The sequence below is a fragment of the Aquimarina sp. AWH4_224 genome, from assembly GCF_056160245.1.
The window spans coordinates 675,302-693,595 of sequence record NZ_JBSWWU010000001.1; the positions used below are offsets into that span (position 1 = coordinate 675,302).

Genomic DNA, 18,294 nt, shown 5'->3' on the forward strand with positions numbered 1-18,294 from the left:
TGGTTTATTAACCGCCAAAGTACTAATTTTGTTTTTATAATTTTTAAAAATATACGATATGTTTGGAGATATGATGGGAATGATGGGCAAGTTAAAAGAAGCTCAAAAAAAAATTGAAGAAACCAAAAAGCGCTTGGATACTGTGATGGTCGATGAAAGTAGCTCAGACAACTTACTTAAAGTTACACTTACTGCCAACAGAGAGTTGAAAAGTATTAACATAGCAGATGAGTTATTAAAAGATAAAGAACAACTAGAAGATTATCTTATTCTTACCTTAAATAAAGCAATCCAAAAGGCTACAGAAGTAAATGAGAGTGAACTTGGAGCTGCTGCCAGAGAAGGCATGCCAAATATCCCGGGGCTTTAATTTTTTACGGAATAATTTTTGTTACTTAGCAATTGCAAATAAAATTGTTATGGGATCAAAATGCTTGTGTATATGTCTTTTTTTAGTAACACTTCTATCTTTTGGGCAAAACAGCAAAAGCGATACATTTTGGGTGTACAACCTTGAAGAAGCTAAAGAAATTTCAAAAAAAGAAAATAAGAATATTGTTTTATATTTTGGAGGAAGCGACTGGTGTAGACCATGTATGATGTTACAAGAAGATTTCTTTGATGACTATAAGTTTACCCCATATAAAAAATCCTTTGTTTTTTTATATGTTGACATTCCAAGAAACCGAAATCTATTAACTACAGAACAAAAAGAAGAAAATTATAAACTTTTGGAAGCGTATAACAAGAAAAAGACTTTCCCATTAGTTAGTATTCTAAATACCAAAGGGAAAGTTCTTGAACAGCTGTCTGGATATAGTTCGCTACGAGATCCGAAATATCATTTTGAACTATTAGAAAAATATAATTAGAAAAAGCCTGGTAAAGATACCAGGCTTTTTTTATTAGCATACTGCCCCCTTAGACTTACTGAATCAATCTAAATTCGGTTCTTCTATTCGCAGCATGTTCTCTTTCTGTACAGCTAACTCCATCTGCACATCTGTTTTTTAATCTTGTTTCTCCATATCCGTTAGCAACCAAACGACTTGCGTTTACTCCTTTTCCAATTAAATACGTAACTACAGACTGTGCTCTTCTTTCAGAAAGCTCTCTATTGCTAGACTTTGAACCTCTAGCATCTGTATGTGATGCGATTTCCATTTTTGCACCAGGGTTATTAGCCAGAACAGGCATTAAACGTGTATCAATGATATTTTTTGCCTGAGTGGTTAACGTAGCACTTCCCAGGTTCCAATTAATTGGCAGTGCAGAATACTCCACCAAAGAACACTCTACTTCTCTCCAGGTGGTCAACCCTCCTTTTTGAGTTAAAACTTCTTTGGTTACTTCTTCATAAGTAGCAGGAACAATTACCTCTTCGGAATAAGCATCCTTAACCAATACCGTCTTTTTGATCGTTCCATATTCTGCAGGAATCTCTACTTCTACCACTCTTGCCGGCTCTACCAAAACTCTTTTGGTATAGGTACCACTTTGTTCTGCAATAGCAGAGCTCGTAGTACTCGCATCTGAAGCTAATGTTTTGGTTGGAATTGTAGTATATTCTGCCGGATATCCTTTATAACACCAATAACGACAATCGTCTGGGTTACTAGATGCGCAATCAGGCGCTGGAGCTCCTAGTTCCCATTGAGCATAAGCAGGTTTAATTTCGACAGTTTCAGAATCATTCCCTAATTTTGCAGGAATAATTCTCAACGTATTAGCTCCTTGTTTCTTTATAAAGGTTACTGTTCTTGTTTCATACTTTGCAGGAACAACTGTAAGTTTTTTGGAAGCTTCCTTAATTACCACTCTTTCTGTTACCGTTTCGTAAGTAGCCGGAAATGTTTTCAATTTTTTGTACTCCGGTGTTATTTGAACTTTTACTGTTTGATTTTCATATACATCTGGAGTGGTACAGCGTACATAACACTTACCCGGTTCTGGGTTTTGAGGTAAATCTTGTTGAGCTTGTATTAAACTCACTGAAAAAATAAAGCATACCCCTAAAATAATTTTTCTCATAGTTGATGGAATTTAAATTTATTTAGTTAAAAACTTTAACAAACTTAAGAGCAGGGCGAAGCTTTATCTTTTTTTGATATTTTAATAAAACCATGGATTTCGACAAGTTGTATTTTTTATCGATAAAATGTTAATTAAAAATCTCTGCTTCCTCAATTTTATATTTTTCTTTCTCCATTTTATTATATAATTTTAACGAAAGCTTAAAAATTAACTAAAAAACTGACAGTATGTTTGAACTCAAAAATAAGGAAGGGGCTTCATATCATTTTACCTTAAAAGCTAAGAATGGGCAAGTTATCTTAAGTAGTGAAGTATATAACAGCAAAGCCGCGGCTGAAAACGGAATCGCTTCTGTACAGAAAAATGCATCTGATGATGGTCGTTATGAGCGTAAAACCGCTAAGGATGGTAGATTTTTCTTCAACCTTAAAGCGGGAAATGGTCAAGTAATCGGAAGCAGCCAAATGTATTCTTCTGAATCTGGAATGGAAAATGGAATTAATTCTGTAAAAGAAAATGCTCCCGGAGCTGACACAAAGGAAGCATAATTTTTTAAGTGTTTTTTAAATAACAATTCATTAGAAAAAGCTGTTCATTATTGTTGAACAGCTTTTTTTATGTGATGATTAGCTAGTAATTCCAAAAAATATTCGTGCTGCTGTTGGGTATAGTCCAAATGGGTTACAAAACGTAATTTCCCTTGCCCCATGCCATAAAAATAGACTCCTTTTGTCTCCATTTTAGAAACAAATTCATTCTCATCGCCATCTATTGTAAAAATAATGATATTAGTATCAATAGGCTCTACTTGCTTTACAAAAGGAAGTGTTTGAAGCACCTCTCCTATTTCTTTAGCTTTTTTATGATCTTCTGAAAGACGGTCCAAATGATTATCTATGGCATATAAACCTGCTGCTGCCAGATACCCTAACTGTCGCATCCCGCCACCAAGAATCTTTCTCACCCGTATTGCATTATCCATGTATTTTGCGTCCCCAACCAAAACCGATCCAACTGGAGCACCCAAACCTTTACTTAAGCAAACCGAAATAGTTTCAAAAACCTCACCATATTGAAGTGGAGATTCATTCTTTGCGATCAACGCATTCCATAATCGAGCTCCATCCAAATGGTATCCAAGATTATTCTGAGCACATACCTCTTTTATTTTTCTGATTTCTTCAAAATCGTAACAAGCACCACCTCCTTTGTTCGTTGTATTCTCGATACAAACCAAACTTGTTAATGGGCTATGATAAAAATCTGGTGGGTTAATAGAAGCTTGTACTTGATCTGCATTGATCATCCCTCTATGTCCATCAATAAGTTTACAAGATACTCCACTATTAAATGAGACCCCTCCTCCTTCATAGTTATAAACATGCGCATATTTGTCGGCGATAAGTTGTTCTCCTGGTTGTGTATGTAATTTAATCGCTGCTTGATTAGCCATACTCCCCGAAGGAAAGAACAATGCCTTTTCTTTACCAAACATCATGGCTATTCTTTCTTCAAGTTGGTTAACCGTAGGATCTTCTTTGTATACATCATCTCCTACTTCTGCATTCATCATCGCATCGAGCATACCTGCAGTTGGCTTGGTCACAGTATCACTTCTAAGGTCTATTTTCATATTTATGCTTTAGAAAAGTATATTTGAACTCAAATTTTGCGATTAAAAATAATGCTATTTTTGTAAAACAATATTAAAGACCATCTTAAATAATTTCTTCGTAAAGAAAATCATGCAAAAACTTCTTAAATGTCTACTTTTTCTCACGCTGATACTATTTTCTTTTAAAGGAAGTTCACAAAATGCAGTGGATAGTTTACAACAAAAAACATATGAAGAACTAAGAGCAATTTTCTCAGATCTCAGAAGTGACACCTTAAAATCTGCATATATAGCCAGCTACTACTTAACAAAAGCCAAAAGAGAAAGCAATATCCCTAAAATTGCTAAAGGATATCATTTACTTTATTATAGTTTTTCTGATCATACGATAAAACAAAAATATGTTGATAGTATCATCGAGATTACAAGATATAATCAGAGTAGAGAATTCCCCGCTCTTGCATATCTTCATAAAGCACAATTTCATCTATATCAAAATAGAGAAATCACAAAAACAATTAACAATCTCAACGCAGCAAGAAAATACGCCAATCAAAATGACAATATAGATCTCATATATAGAGTAGATTATATGATCGGTATTATTAAGAGTGAGCACTTAGATGAAAAAGAAGAAGCTCTTACTATTTATAAGAAATGTGCCAAATTTTACCAAACTAAAAAACAAGATATCTATAAATCCCGATACATTAATACGTTGCATGCTATTGCAGAAACATATATCGCCTTAAAAGAACATGATTCTTCATCCTACTATAATGAATTAGGGTACCAGGAAGCCGTGAACCATGAAAATGTTTTTTTGCAAAGACAAAAGGTATACTTTACGTTATGCGAAGGAATAAATCACTACTCTAAAAACAACTTTCGTAGAGCAATTGATAGTATTCACAAAGCATTACCCGAAATGATATCTATAAATGATGTTTCCAACACATTAGATTGCTATTACTACCTGGGGAAGAGTTATTTTGACTTAGGACAAAACAAAAAGGCTTTACCATATTTAATTAAAACAGATTCTATTTTAGAATCTTTAAATTCTATACCTCAATACAAACACGTAAAGATTTATCAGTATCTAAAAAATTACTACAAAAATATTAATGATCTAGAAAATCAAAATAAATATCTTGATAAATTAAACAAGATTCTTGCGAATTATCTAAGTGATCAAATTCATATAAGTAAAAAGGTTAAGGAGGATTATGATATCGCTCTTTTGATAGAAGAGCAAGAGTCTGTGGTAAAAAAGTTAAATCGTAATACCGATGCATACAAATCCGGTGTTTTGCTATTGATTCTACTTTTATTGATTTCTAGTAGCGTTTTGTTATATCAATACAGAAAAAAACAAGTCTATAGAAAGCGTTTTCAAGAGATTCTTACAAAGCAAAAGACTTCTATTTCCAAAGAAGACAAAGAGTTCATAAAAAATAAAGTTTCTGAAAGTGATATAAAAGTTCCTCAGAAGCATGTTGACTATATTTTGGAACGGCTTGATCAGTTTGAAAAGGAAAAAAAATATCTTGCAACTGGAATAAGCTCTCAATCATTAGCTGACGATTTTGATACGAATGTAAAATATCTTTCAAGAGTTATTAATCATTTCAAAAACAAAAGCTTTACCAATTATTTGAATGAACTCAGAATCTCATTCGCTATAGAAGAATTAAAAACAAATACTACTCTTCGTAAATTCACCATAAAAGCTATTGCAAATGAAATGGGGTACAACAGTGCAGAAACGTTCTCGAATGCATTTTATAAACAAACAAAAATAAAGCCTTCTTACTACATCAAAAACCTAAACAAACAATAACTAAATTTTTGATAATCAAATAATTAAATTTAATAAATGACACGAAATTCCAGAATTTCGTGTGCTTTTTATAGAAAACAATATATCCGTATGTCTATTTTATATAATTTGGCAATGAAATTTTTATAAAAAGTAAACCATGAAAAAGTCAACGAGCAAAAGAAAGTTGAACCTAGACAAAATCCGAGTATCAAGAATTTCCGATTTATCCAAAATAAACGGAGGGTATGATGATGGGACTCACTCTGGAGTCGTAACCGATTGTAGTCTAATAATAAGTTGTGACGCAAGCACAAACTCTGATATTTGATTTTTCAATTTTATGTTAAATAATTGGAGTACATACATCATCAAATTTAAGATCATGAAAAATAAACATCAAACATCACGTAAAATCCCTTTTGCAAAACTCAAAGTCTCTATTTTGAATAATAAAAAACGTATAGTTGGAGGAGACTATATAAAAATAGATGATGGTACGCACTCTTATTACAATTGTTATACAGATAGTTGTGTTAATTGCGGCGATGATAATGGCGAAATAGGAGAAGGGTAATTATTTGCAGTTTTAATAATAATGTAGAGATCCTTAATGTTTAAAATGGACTATTAAGGAAGTTACTTTGGTACTTACATCTATACGTTTTCATAAAAAACGCATTGCAAATCCCTTATCCATTAGCATTTTTAGGTTTTAAAAGAGGGAATTTAAAATTGCTGATGCTCCATCTATTCAACAAATTCATCTGACAATCTTATTCTTGAAAAACAGCACTTTTTCTGTATTTTTTGTAAAGGTTTTCAAAATCTATGAAGTAAATATCGGTTTGCGTGCTTTTAAGACTATCACTACTCGAATAGTAAAGCGTATTGGTATCTTCTACTAATTCTGGATAAAGATCGCTTCCTGTGGTATTAATTTCTTGGATATTCTGCGGTACAGACCATTTGTTATTTTTCTTAAAGCTTATATAAAGATCCCCGTAAGAGGACAAGTTTTCTTTGTGTTGAGATGCTTCAAAAAGAATAAGATCACCCTTTTGGCTGATTTCTAAATTCCATTCACCAAATTCAGTATTCAAAGAATTGCCCAAATTTATTGGTGAAGCGTATTGATCATTTGTTTTCTTCACCATATACAAATCCCCTTGTCCATACCCACCCTTGCGGTCAGATGCAAAATACAAGTTTCCGTAGGTATCAGTTCGTAAACAATACTCATTAGCTGATGAATTAATGGGTTCGTCTAAACGCATAGGAGCTCCCCATTCCCCACTATCACTTCTTTCAACTTTCCAAATATCCATAGAAACTTCTTCAATCCCTTCAGAAGGTCTTTTGGAAATAAAGTATAAGGTTTTTCCATGGTTTGTTATATAAGGAGCACTATCATCATATTCCCCAGAGAAAGAAGCTAACTTCGGTTTAGACCATGTTCCGTTTTTGTAAACTGAGTAGTAGATATAACTGACAACATCTCCCTGCCCCCATTGGTCATTACTTTTGGAAAAGTAGATTTCAGATCCCGAAGAAGAAAAAGTAAGCCCATATTCTATGGATGCTGTCGAAATATTCCCTGGTTCAAAAAGGGTTGATTGATGCTCTTTTAATTCTTTATTACAACCAATCGTAAAAAGCACCAACATACTATAGATCAGTACTGCCAATATATCAAGTGTAGCCTTTGATTTCTTCATAGTATTCATCTTTTAGACTTGGTACTGCCTGTGGTAAAAAGTTTTACTTCATTTTTTACTATATAACAGCCAATAGTCTATTTCAGAGGTCCTTCAAAAAAGAACAGCAAAGATCAAAAACTGCACTGGAAACTTCCTATTGGGGATCCATCCGGAATTTTAGGTGATGGTAATGCTTTAAAACTCTCTGGCTTCTTCAAAAATTGATTTATACTATTTACCTGATAAGCATTATAAGCTGTAATCGACTCATCTCCTTTTTGCGTTTTCAGAAAAGCTGCCAATTCAACAAGCTTATGCTGGGCAATAGCATTTACCTGTTGATAAGTGTTTTCATTTTTACTCAGGTTCATCAAATGTTTCAATACATTAGCTTTAACCGATTGCATGATCTCTTTCTGATAGCTATTGTTTATTTTTGTCTTGAAAGTAAGATTGATTAATTGATCCAAAACTTCTTCAAAGCCCAATTGTTTATTATCCAAACTCTTTTGTTGTATTAGTCTAGAGGCTCTTTCTGGATGCAATAATAACCCCAAAGTCATATCACTTGCCGTGGCTGCCACACTAATAGCATCAAAACCTACCCCTGTTTTTCCTTGAAATGATTCTCGGGTCCTCCCATATCCAAATGCTCTAGGCGGAAACAGTTGTAATTTATCTTCAGGTATCGCCAAATGCTCTGGGGATATAGTGAGTAACAATTGTTTCATCGCTGCTCGTTGTTTGGACGAAGTAACAGCTTCAACTATTACTTGCCCATCATCCTTGGTAGCATAATTATAGTTTAATCCACCAATAAGCTTAACCGCCGCTTCTGTTTGGTAGCGATGAAAGAAATATATGGGTACAAATACATCTTCTAAAACGGAATAAGGTTCGCCACTTTTAATGTTGTCCTTAGAAAAGTTTTTGATCGCCACTCTTCTTACGTTAAGAACATTATCCAACTCTTCTACAGCACTTTTACCATTATCCCATAAATGTGCCAACTCGTGAGCACCGCCTTGAGGTCTCGCATCACTATCGGAGATAAACCTTAATCCAGATGCATAAGCGGTATCCAATATATTATCCAACACTTTCTTTTCATCTTTATCCTCTGCCACTTCACTATAACTATAAGCTACGGTTACTTTATCCCAATCCCCTATTTTGGTATCATAAGCATTAGAAAGATCAATTTTCCCATTTTTTAAGGTCACCGTAGGATGTGGGTAATCCATTACAGACGCCCGCCCATTGGTACTAGCCGCAAAATTATGGGCAAACCCAATCGTATGTCCCACTTCGTGAGCAGACAGTTGTCGGATTCTTGCCAATGCCATCTCCAACATGGGTTGGTAGTTATCATCTCTTTCTGAAAATGGTTGATTAAGTAGTGCCTGAGCAATCAAAAAGTCTTGTCTAATCCTTAAACTTCCTAAACTTACATGTCCTTTTAATATTTCTCCTGTTCTGGGATCAATAACACTAGCTCCATAACTCCAACCCCTGGTTGATCGATGCACCCATTGTATTACGTTATACCTCAAATCCATCGGGTCCGCGTCTGCCGGTAACATTTTTACTTGAAACGCGTTCTTAAATCCTATAGCTTCAAAAGCTTGATCCCACCATCGTGCTCCATCTAATAATGCCGAACGAACTGGTTCTGGAGTACCAGGGTCCAAATAGTAAACGATAGGTTCTTTAGCCTCACTAATTGTTTGATCTGGATTTTTCTTTTCCAAACGATGACGTCGTATATATCGTTTTGTGATTGATTCTTGAATGGGAGTCGCATAATCCTGATACGAAATAAACATGGCACCACTTCTGGGATCAAATACTCTTTTTTTGTATCCATTATCTGGTAGCTCAACAAACGATTGATGCTGAGTAACGGTAAGAAACTGCGTGTTAGGCGCCACAGTTTGTAAATGTTGTCCAGTCGGTTCTCCTTTATAGGTAAGCAATGCTTCAAATTCAATATTTTTTGGAAATGCTTTCGTTCTTTCCAAACTTAGTGCGCTTCTGCTTTTATCAACAGTATAATTCCCTTCTTTTTGAGCTTTAAGTCTGTTGATTACCCCATGAGTGTCTTGCATCAAGAAAGGAGTAACATCAATAATAAATTTTCCTTCTTTAGATGCTTTGATCGGAAAACCGAACAATACCGATTTTGCGAAAGCTTGCTGTACACTTTTTTTCTCCAAAACATTATCAGTTATTGCCCTATATTGCTGATTTGGTTGCACCAACAATAACTTATTTCCTGCTTTTACAAATTTTACTACTACTCCATTACCTATTTGCCCTCTATCCAAACCGATATCATTAGAACCTAATCCCGTAGTTAAGGAATGTACATACAAAAATTCCTCATCCAATTTATCGACTTCCAGGTAAATTTCATCTTTATCCTCATTGTAGTGGAAATCAAAATAACCATTGTAATTTTTGAGGTTTTTGTGCTTTTCCAAAAATTGTGCTGTAATAGAGCAACTAAAACATAAGGTAAGAAACAAGAAAAATGACTTCATGAAATGAGTTTTGTGTGAAAGGTTCTGTCAAATTTTTAAAGCTATAAAATAATCGAAAAAATATTTCTTACTGAAGTGTTAAATCCTATTTTTGTCTAAAATTAGAAAAAGTAATGATTAATACAGAGACTTTACAGGATCTTAGAAAGCGCCTGGTTGCGTTAAGGAGGTATCTTTGACGTTGATGCCAAACTTATTGAAATAGCAAATGAAGAGGAGAAAACTTTCGCTCCTGATTTTTGGAACAATGCCCAAGAAGCCGAAAAACACATGAAAGCACTCAATGCCCAAAAAAAATGGGTATCCGATTATGAAAAGAGTGAGGCTTTGGTTGATGATCTCGAAGTATTATTCGAATTCTTCAAAGAGGGTGACGCCAGTGAAGATGAGGTGAGCCAAAAACATGTAGAGGCTATGGATCTTATTGAAGATCTCGAATTCAAAAATATGCTTAGTGACGAAGGGGATAGCATGAGTGCTGTATTACAAATTACTGCTGGTGCTGGTGGTACCGAAAGCTGTGATTGGGCAAGCATGTTGATGCGTATGTATTTGATGTGGGCCGAAAAAAGAGGCTATAAAATAAAAGAACTCAACTATCAGGAAGGTGATGTTGCTGGTATTAAAACGGTAACTTTAGAAATTGATGGAGAGTTTGCTTTTGGTTGGCTGAAAGGAGAAAACGGAGTACATCGATTGGTACGTATCTCCCCTTTTGACAGCAATGCCAAAAGGCACACTTCCTTTGCTTCTATTTATGTATACCCTCTTGCAGATGATAGTATAGAAATTGAAATCAATCCTTCTGATTATGAAATCATCACTTCAAGATCTAGTGGTGCCGGTGGTCAAAATGTAAATAAGGTTGAGACCAAGGTACAGTTAACCCACTTCCCTACCGGGATACAAATCTCCTGTTCTGATTCAAGATCGCAGCACGACAATCGAGAGAAAGCGTTACAAATGCTTAAATCTCAGTTGTTTGAATTAGAATTAAAAAAGCAACAAGCCCAACGTGATGAAATTGAAGCCTCCAAAATGAAAATCGAATGGGGCTCTCAAATCAGGAATTATGTAATGCATCCTTACAAATTGGTAAAAGATGTAAGAACTGCTGAAGAAACTGGAAATGTAGATGCGGTTATGGATGGAAATATCGATAAATTCCTAAAAGCATACCTGATGATGATGGGACAAAGAAATGACGATTAAACAAAAACGAATGAAAACAATAATTTATCATAACCCTAGATGCAGAAAATCCCGAGAAACACTTGCTATTCTTGAGGAAAAGCAAGAAGAAATCGAAATTGTAAAGTACCTAGAGACTCCACCAAACAAAGAGCAACTTACAGAAATTCTGGCCACACTAGGGATATCACCTATTGAACTCGTAAGGAGAAATGAAGCTATTTGGAAAGAAAATTTTAAAGGTAAAGAACTAAGCGATCAAGAAGTCGTTGATATTCTTATCGAACATCCAAAGTTAATAGAACGACCTATTGTTATAAAAAATGGTAAAGCTGTTATAGGAAGACCTCCGGAAAAAGTAATCGAAATACTTTAGTCTTTTTTTAACAACTTCTGATTAAACCTTTTTATCTTTTTGAAGTCTTAACCTTCTTAATCCCTTTGCACATAAGGGCTAACGAATCTTAACATATTTATAATTAACAAATCATTAACCGTTTTACTAGGCTGCTTTGATACTTTTGAGACGCATTTAAAAAACGATTCATGATAAAGAACCTTTGGATATACTTATTAATATTCTCTACACACATTTTTGCTCAACAACGAGGAGATTTTTCTAATACACCTATCACCGTTTCTGGTACTGTAGTTGATCAGGACACCAATCAACCTCTAGAATATGCAACGGTTTCTTTTTATAGCCCCAAGCTTAAAAAAATTGTAACAGGTGGAATAACGAATCAAAATGGAGCCTTTTCTATAGAGGTCAATCGAGGAGTATACACTATAAATGTGGAATACATCTCTTTTCAAACCAAAACAATTTCGCAAAAAAAGGTATTCAAAAATACGGATTTAGGGGTCATTCCGCTTGGACTTGATACTGAAACCTTGGACGATGTCGTAGTTATAGCAGAAAAAACAACTGTAGAGATCAAACTTGATAAAAAAATCTATAATGTTGGTAAAGATCTAACAGTAAGCGGAGGCACAGTGAGTGATGTTCTAGACAATGTTCCTTCTGTATCTGTTGATGTTGAAGGTAATGTAGCTTTGAGAGGAAATGATAATGTACAAATTCTAATCAATGGTAAACCTTCTGGACTGGTAGGACTCAATAGTACCGACGCATTGAGGCAGCTTCCTGCAGAATCTATTGAAAGAGTTGAGGTGATTACCTCCCCTTCTGCTCGTTATGATGCTGAAGGTACTGCCGGAATTTTAAACATTATCCTACGCAGAAGTAAGTTGCAAGGTATGAATGGTGCCATTACTATTAATGCAGGATTTCCTTGGCAAGCAGGGATCTCTGGTAATTTGAATTACAGAGTTGGGGATCTCAATTTTTTCACCACATCAGGATATCGATATAGAGAAGTTCCGGGGAATTCATTAAATGAGACCAGGTTTTTTGGAGGAGATGGAGTAATTTCTCTAGATGACACCTTTCTTACAGAAGATCGTGATTTTGATAGAATCAGAAAAGGAATAAATACAAATGTAGGAGTAGAATGGTATATCAACAAGACTTCATCGGTTACCGCTTCTTATTTATATAGATCTGGTGATAATGAAAGTAATACCACCAATATTATTACCAAACCCGATCTTAATGGTAGTATTATAAGTCAAAATATTCGTTTTGATCCAGAAATAGAAGACGATCAAACTAAACAATACGCGATAAACTTTAGCAAGGACTTTAATGATAGTGGTCATAAACTAACAGCAGATTTTCAGATAGAAAATAGTACAGAAACAGAAAACTCTAGAATTACTCAAGATAATTCTACAAGAATCGAATTAGTAAATACCGACGAAGCTCAAGAACGTATATTATTACAGGCAGATTATGTTTTACCAATAGGTAAAAACAGCCAATTTGAACTCGGGTATCGAGGAAACTTTAATGAACTCAATACCGAATTTTTGGTACAAAACGATGACAATGGTCTAGTGGTAACAGACACAGATCTATCCAACAATTTGATTTTTACAGAAAGAATCAATGCCGCGTACTCACAATATGGGAGTAAAATAGACAACTTCTCTTTTTTACTAGGGCTTAGAATGGAAGACACTAGAATAATCATTGATCAACAAACCAGTGGGGACTTTGATAGAAAAAAATACACAGATCTTTTTCCCACGGTGAATTTATCCTATGAAATTTCTAAAAAACAAAATATAACTTTAGGATATAATCGAAGAATAAGACGACCTCGTTCACGATTTATCAATCCCTTCCCTTCCAGATCAAGTGCTACCAATTTATTTCAGGGGAACCCAGATTTGGATCCAAGCTATACCAATGCGTTCGACTTAGGTTATCTCAATCGTATTGGAAAACTAACTATAAACAGTTCTATATACTACAATCGATCCACTCAAAATTTTACTTTTATTTCAGAAGATACAGGAAATACAGTGGTTATAGGTATAAGCGACGAGAATCCGCAAGGAACCGAGGTTCCTGTAATACGACGAACCCCTATTAATTTGGCCAGTTCTGATCGATATGGTTTTGAGTTTACCTTGATTTATAACCCTAGCAAAAAATGGAGAGTCAATGGGAATTTTAATGCATTTCAAAATACCGTACGCGGTACTGATCCTAACGGAGAAAGTCTTGATGCAGAAAACTTCAGTTGGTTTGCCCGTATCAACAACAAAATAACATTACCTTCAAAAATTGATTGGCAAACGAGTATGTTCTATAGAGGACCTACAGAAAATGCACAAACCAAAAGTGATGGAATATTAAGTGTAAACTTAGCCTTCAGTAAAGATCTTTTTAAAGAGAAAGCGTCAATGACTTTTAATATTAGTGATGTATTCAACTCCAGAAAACGGATCAGCACCTCTGCCACTCCTACCTTTATTTCAGACAGTGAATTTCAATGGAGAGAGCGAAGCTTCAATTTTGCTTTTACGTATCGATTTAATCAAAAGAAGAAAAGACAACGATCCAGAAGAGATTTTAATTCTGATGATGAAGAATTTGGAGGATAGCCTAGGTTCTGTGATTATAAAGCATAAAAAAAAGGAAGCCAATTGGCTTCCTTTTTGTTGATATCGTAATACGTTATGCTTCTTTTGCTTGACGCTTAGCTTCTCTTCTCAACTTGAAGTTTTCGATATTAGCTCCGATTATCCAGTAAGGAATTACGAAAGTTAATAAAAAGATCATTAACCAAAATCCTATAGTAAGAATGGTTAAGAAAGCTAAAAATCCAAGGTACTGATCGAATTCAAACATAACGATAATCTAATTTTCAAATTTGTGCCAAAGATAATAACTCTTATTTATTTGTCATAGCAGAAATACGATTTATTTTAAAAACTATTTTTATCATCTGCAGGTCACCAAAAAATAGCCCCTTTATTCAGAAAAAGTGAGGCAAATGCTTAAATTTGCACTCTTAAAAAAACAAATCATCGTACCTATGGAATATAGAATAGAAAAAGATACAATGGGAGAGGTAAAAGTTCCTTCGGATAAACTTTGGGGAGCTCAAACCGAAAGATCCAGAAATAACTTCAAAATAGGTGCTCCGGCATCCATGCCTTTAGAAATCGTATATGGTTTTGCTTACCTTAAAAAAGCGGCAGCATATACGAATTGCGAATTAGGAGCGCTACCGATAGAAAAAAGAGACTTGATCGCTCAAGTATGTGATGAAATTTTGGAAGGAAAGCACGATGATCAATTTCCACTGGTAATATGGCAAACAGGTTCGGGCACGCAAAGTAACATGAACGTAAACGAAGTAATTGCCAATCGTGCACATCAAATAGCAGGAAAAACAATTGGGGAAGGTGATAAAACGTTGCAACCTAATGACGATGTTAATAAATCTCAATCTTCAAACGATACATTTCCAACAGGAATGCATATCGCTGCATACAAGAAGATCTTGGAGGTGACTATCCCGGGGATTACTCAACTAAGAGATACCTTAAAGAAAAAATCTGAAGAGTTCAGAGATGTAGTGAAAATAGGTCGTACCCATTTTATGGATGCTACCCCACTAACTATCGGTCAGGAATTATCTGGTTATGTTTCTCAGTTGGATCACGGACTTAAAGCATTAGAAAACACCTTACCTCACCTTGCAGAATTAGCATTGGGTGGAACTGCAGTAGGAACAGGTTTAAATACACCAAAAGGATACGCCAAAAGAGTTTCTGAGTTCATCGCTCAGTTTACCGGACTACCTTTTATCACTGCCGAAAACAAATTTGAAGCCCTAGCTGCTCACGATGCTTTTGTAGAGACTCATGGAGCATTAAAGCAACTTGCTGTTTCTTTGAACAAAATAGGAAATGATATCAGAATGTTGGCCTCTGGTCCAAGAAGTGGTATCGGAGAATTGATCATACCAGCAAACGAGCCAGGAAGTTCTATTATGCCTGGAAAAGTAAACCCTACACAATGTGAAGCACTAACTATGGTATGCGCACAGGTAATGGGTAATGATGTAGCTATCAATGTTGGTGGAATGCAAGGTCATTTTGAATTGAATGTATTCAAACCAGTAATGGCGGCAAACTTATTACAAAGTGCGCAACTTCTGGGTGATGCTTGTGTATCTTTTGACGTACACTGTGCACAAGGTATTGCACCAAACCAGGCAAGGATTACTGAGTTACTTAACAATTCTTTGATGCTGGTAACCGCTTTAAATACCAAAATAGGGTATTACAAAGCTGCAGAAATAGCAAATACAGCGCACAAAAACGGTACTACGCTGAGACAAGAAGCTGTGGCGCTTGGATATGTTACCGAAGAAGAATTTGAAGAATGGGTAAAACCAGAAGATATGGTTGGTAGTTTGAAATAACAACTACAATCCAAAACTATAAAAATCAAAAAACCGCATTGTAGCTCAATGCGGTTTTTCTATTTTCCTTACTAATTCAGTGTTCCCCTTGCAAAATTTTTGTCCCCCAACAAAATCTTCACAAATTCTTCACTTATTCTTTTCTTATCTATGAATAGCGTGGCTGCAAGCTTTTGGTAATTCTTGCAAAAAATCTTGGATAAACTTAAAATTGATTTTAAAAAGTGTCATAAGTTCTAGTGTAATAATGTTCTATATTATATTGTTATAAATTGATACTGTAAAAGTACTATATGATCTAATCTGTTGAAATACGTGTAGATACGTATATTTGATTTGGGATCAAACGACTATCTGTGGATAGCGTGGCTACTAGCTTTTGGTAATTCTTTTAAAAAATTTAAAACAAAGTCGAAGTTAATGTTGAATAAATTCATGATTTCTAAGTGTGTTTTAATTAATAAGAATGATTGGTTAAAATTTCTGATACAAAAGTATGCTCCATCTACATACCGCACAATGGGTAAAAACACGTATTTTTAGTAGGGGGAATTTCCCCTACTAAATACCCAAAACCTCTCGAAACACCTATAAATACAGGAAAAATAAAAAAGCACGGTTTTTCACCGTGCTTTCTAATTATTCTTATTTTACCTAATCTAAGCTTTTTCTAATGCAATTTCATTAGGACTATTTACCTTTTCCAGAGCTTGATCCAAATCCCAAATCAAATCTTTGGCACTTTCTACTCCTATAGATAATCTTACCAATTGATCCGTAATGTTCATTTCTTTTCTTTGGTCATCATCTACTCCAGCATGTGTCATTGTTTTTGGATGCTCCGCCAAACTTTCGGTACTTCCTAAACTAACGGCTAGTTTCATTAGTTTTAAGTTATTCAAAAACTCAAAGGCTTCTTTCTCCCCTCCTACTATATCAAAAGAAACCATAGCTCCCGGAGCAGAACACTGTTTCTTATATGTAGCAAATGCTGCTGTACCTTCTTCTAATAGTCCTAGATAATATACCTTTTTTACTTTCTCATGACTATTAAGGTATTCTGCCACCATCTGGGCATTCTTAGTCTGTTGATCCATTCTTACTTTCAAGGTCTCTAAACTTCTAAGCATTAACCATGCAGTATGTGGGCTTACCATGTTCCCCAAAAATGTACGTAGCGTTTTTACACGTAGCATCAATTCGGCATTTCCTAATACAGCTCCAGCAATCAAATCACTATGCCCACCTATATACTTGGTTGCAGAATACAATACCAAATCTGCACCACATTGCAGTGGGTGTTGCCATAGAGGCCCCATATATGTATTATCTACCGCTACTAATACTTCTTTATCCTTGGTACTGTATTGCTTAGCCAATTGGCTAAACTTTTCGATATCTACGATATCATTTGTAGGGTTGGCGGGAGTTTCTAAATAAATCATTGCTAATCTATCCGATTTTCCTGAATCTTCAATCATTTGTTGTACCTCCTCTATAGTTTGATTAGGTAGCACTCCTATAGTATGTACTCCGATTTTATCCAAAAAGTGCTGAATAAAATGATCCGTACCTCCGTATAATGGATTACTGTACACGAGCAAGTCACCCGGCTTTAGAAACTCCAATAGTACTGTACTAATCGCAGACATACCACTTTCAAAAACTGCACAATCATCTGCTTTATCCCAAAGGCATAATCTATTTTCAAGAATTTCTAAATTAGGATTATTAATTCTACTATAAATCAATCCTAATTCTTCTTTTGGAGATTTCTCACGTAAACCGTAAGCCAATTCAAAAAAGGCTTTTCCCTCTTCTGCGGTTTTAAACACAAAAGTAGACGTTTGAAAAATTGGACATTTTATGGCTCCTTCAGACAACTCAGGTTTATAACCATAAGTCATCATTAAACTCTCTGGGTTAAAATCGTGTTCTTTCATGCATTAAAAGTACATTTAAAAGAATTAAAAACTAAATAATAGAATTATTTTAGAATAAATATTTATAAAATTATATATTAAAGAATTTTATTCTATTTTTGACTTTTCAGAATACCTCAAAAAGAAAAATATTATGGATACCATAGACCGATCTATACTGCTGTTATTGCAAAAAGATGGAAAAATCACCATTAAACAAATTGCAGAACGATTACACCTCACCACTACTCCTATTTTTGAACGAGTAAAAAAACTGGAACGTGAGGGGCACATCAAATCATACAAAGCCATTTTGAACCGAAAGAAAATTGGATTACAACTGATGGCGTTTTGTAATATCACGCTCAATCAGCACCAAAAAGATTTTATAAAGAAATTCGAAAAGGACATTCAACAGTTTCCAGAGGTAGTAGAATGTTATCATGTTGCTGGTATGTTTGATTATCTGATCAAGATCTATGCTGAAGATATGGAATCTTATCAGGATTTTCTTTCTAACAAACTGGCCTCACTAGAAAATATTTCTAAGGTACAGAGTTCTTTTGTCATGACAGAAGTTAAAGACTTCTCCTATCTTCCTATCCCATAAAAATTAGAGC

General features: G+C 34.8%; 16 protein-coding genes. 11 read left to right on the forward strand and 5 right to left on the reverse strand.

The window, feature by feature from the left end:
• Positions 1 to 58 precede the first annotated feature (58 nt).
• The gene (locus tag ACXAGJ_RS03260; protein ID WP_474837073.1) at positions 59 to 370 is read left to right on the forward strand and encodes a YbaB/EbfC family nucleoid-associated protein; all 312 of its coding nucleotides are present in this window, start codon (positions 59 to 61) and stop codon (positions 368 to 370) included.
• A 49-nt stretch (positions 371 to 419) separates the two neighbouring features.
• Positions 420 to 872: a thioredoxin family protein gene (locus ACXAGJ_RS03265; protein WP_474837075.1), complete on the forward strand. Its 453-nt coding sequence runs from the start codon at positions 420 to 422 to the stop codon at positions 870 to 872.
• A gap of 55 nt (positions 873 to 927) precedes the next feature.
• Here the strand turns inward: ACXAGJ_RS03265 and ACXAGJ_RS03270 are convergent, their stop codons facing one another.
• The gene (locus ACXAGJ_RS03270; RefSeq protein WP_474837078.1) at positions 928 to 2,031 is read right to left on the reverse strand and encodes an OmpA family protein; all 1,104 of its coding nucleotides are present in this window, start codon (positions 2,029 to 2,031) and stop codon (positions 928 to 930) included.
• Positions 2,032 to 2,261: 230 nt separating this feature from the next.
• On the opposite strand from ACXAGJ_RS03270, the gene ACXAGJ_RS03275 reads away from it, so the two are divergent.
• Positions 2,262 to 2,582 (forward strand): YegP family protein, encoded by a 321-nt coding sequence (locus tag ACXAGJ_RS03275; protein WP_073314167.1) that lies wholly within the window; start codon positions 2,262 to 2,264, stop codon positions 2,580 to 2,582.
• A 47-nt stretch (positions 2,583 to 2,629) separates the two neighbouring features.
• Here the strand turns inward: ACXAGJ_RS03275 and ACXAGJ_RS03280 are convergent, their stop codons facing one another.
• Positions 2,630 to 3,667: a threonine aldolase family protein gene (locus ACXAGJ_RS03280; RefSeq protein WP_474837080.1), complete on the reverse strand. Its 1,038-nt coding sequence runs from the start codon at positions 3,665 to 3,667 to the stop codon at positions 2,630 to 2,632.
• 112 nt (positions 3,668 to 3,779) lie between these two features.
• Here ACXAGJ_RS03280 and ACXAGJ_RS03285 point away from each other — a divergent pair, with 112 nt between their 5' ends.
• The 3 genes from ACXAGJ_RS03285 to ACXAGJ_RS03295 all read left to right on the forward strand — a co-directional run bounded on the left by ACXAGJ_RS03285 (position 3,780) and on the right by ACXAGJ_RS03295 (position 6,048).
• Positions 3,780 to 5,492: a helix-turn-helix domain-containing protein gene (locus tag ACXAGJ_RS03285; protein ID WP_474837082.1), complete on the forward strand. Its 1,713-nt coding sequence runs from the start codon at positions 3,780 to 3,782 to the stop codon at positions 5,490 to 5,492.
• Positions 5,493 to 5,631: 139 nt separating this feature from the next.
• Positions 5,632 to 5,802, forward strand: coding sequence for a hypothetical protein (locus tag ACXAGJ_RS03290; protein ID WP_474837084.1), 171 nt, complete (start codon positions 5,632 to 5,634; stop codon positions 5,800 to 5,802).
• Between the two features lie 54 nt (positions 5,803 to 5,856).
• Positions 5,857 to 6,048 carry a hypothetical protein gene (locus ACXAGJ_RS03295; RefSeq protein WP_474837086.1) on the forward strand — a complete coding sequence of 64 codons (192 nt, stop codon included), beginning with the start codon at positions 5,857 to 5,859 and terminating at the stop codon, positions 6,046 to 6,048.
• 199 nt (positions 6,049 to 6,247) lie between these two features.
• On the opposite strand, the gene ACXAGJ_RS03300 is transcribed toward ACXAGJ_RS03295, so the two are convergent.
• Both ACXAGJ_RS03300 and ACXAGJ_RS03305 read right to left on the reverse strand, forming a co-directional pair.
• The gene (locus ACXAGJ_RS03300) at positions 6,248 to 7,189 is read right to left on the reverse strand and encodes a TolB-like translocation protein (protein WP_474837088.1); all 942 of its coding nucleotides are present in this window, start codon (positions 7,187 to 7,189) and stop codon (positions 6,248 to 6,250) included.
• Positions 7,190 to 7,302: 113 nt separating this feature from the next.
• Positions 7,303 to 9,714 carry a zinc-dependent metalloprotease gene (locus tag ACXAGJ_RS03305; RefSeq protein WP_474837090.1) on the reverse strand — a complete coding sequence of 804 codons (2,412 nt, stop codon included), beginning with the start codon at positions 9,712 to 9,714 and terminating at the stop codon, positions 7,303 to 7,305.
• A 113-nt stretch (positions 9,715 to 9,827) separates the two neighbouring features.
• On the opposite strand from ACXAGJ_RS03305, the gene prfB reads away from it, so the two are divergent.
• The 4 genes from prfB to fumC all read left to right on the forward strand — a co-directional run bounded on the left by prfB (position 9,828) and on the right by fumC (position 15,752).
• Positions 9,828 to 10,926 (forward strand): peptide chain release factor 2 gene (gene prfB / locus ACXAGJ_RS03310; protein WP_139241909.1). Its coding sequence is split into 2 segments (ribosomal slippage): positions 9,828 to 9,890 and positions 9,892 to 10,926, totalling 1,098 coding nucleotides; the frame shifts between segments, so codons are not numbered across the junction.
• A 10-nt stretch (positions 10,927 to 10,936) separates the two neighbouring features.
• Positions 10,937 to 11,281: an arsenate reductase (glutaredoxin) gene (gene arsC / locus ACXAGJ_RS03315; protein ID WP_474837092.1), complete on the forward strand. Its 345-nt coding sequence runs from the start codon at positions 10,937 to 10,939 to the stop codon at positions 11,279 to 11,281.
• Between the two features lie 170 nt (positions 11,282 to 11,451).
• A complete protein-coding gene (locus ACXAGJ_RS03320) occupies positions 11,452 to 13,920 on the forward strand; it encodes a TonB-dependent receptor (RefSeq protein ID WP_474837094.1) in 2,469 nt (822 codons plus the stop codon).
• A gap of 434 nt (positions 13,921 to 14,354) precedes the next feature.
• A complete protein-coding gene (gene fumC / locus ACXAGJ_RS03325; RefSeq protein ID WP_073314183.1) occupies positions 14,355 to 15,752 on the forward strand; it encodes a class II fumarate hydratase in 1,398 nt (465 codons plus the stop codon).
• A gap of 659 nt (positions 15,753 to 16,411) precedes the next feature.
• On the opposite strand, the gene ACXAGJ_RS03330 is transcribed toward fumC, so the two are convergent.
• The gene (locus tag ACXAGJ_RS03330; RefSeq protein ID WP_474837096.1) at positions 16,412 to 17,695 is read right to left on the reverse strand and encodes a cystathionine gamma-synthase family protein; all 1,284 of its coding nucleotides are present in this window, start codon (positions 17,693 to 17,695) and stop codon (positions 16,412 to 16,414) included.
• Between the two features lie 133 nt (positions 17,696 to 17,828).
• Here ACXAGJ_RS03330 and ACXAGJ_RS03335 point away from each other — a divergent pair, with 133 nt between their 5' ends.
• On the forward strand, positions 17,829 to 18,284 hold the full coding sequence (locus tag ACXAGJ_RS03335) for an Lrp/AsnC family transcriptional regulator (protein ID WP_474837098.1): 456 nt from the start codon (positions 17,829 to 17,831) through the stop codon (positions 18,282 to 18,284).
• Positions 18,285 to 18,294 lie beyond the last annotated feature (10 nt).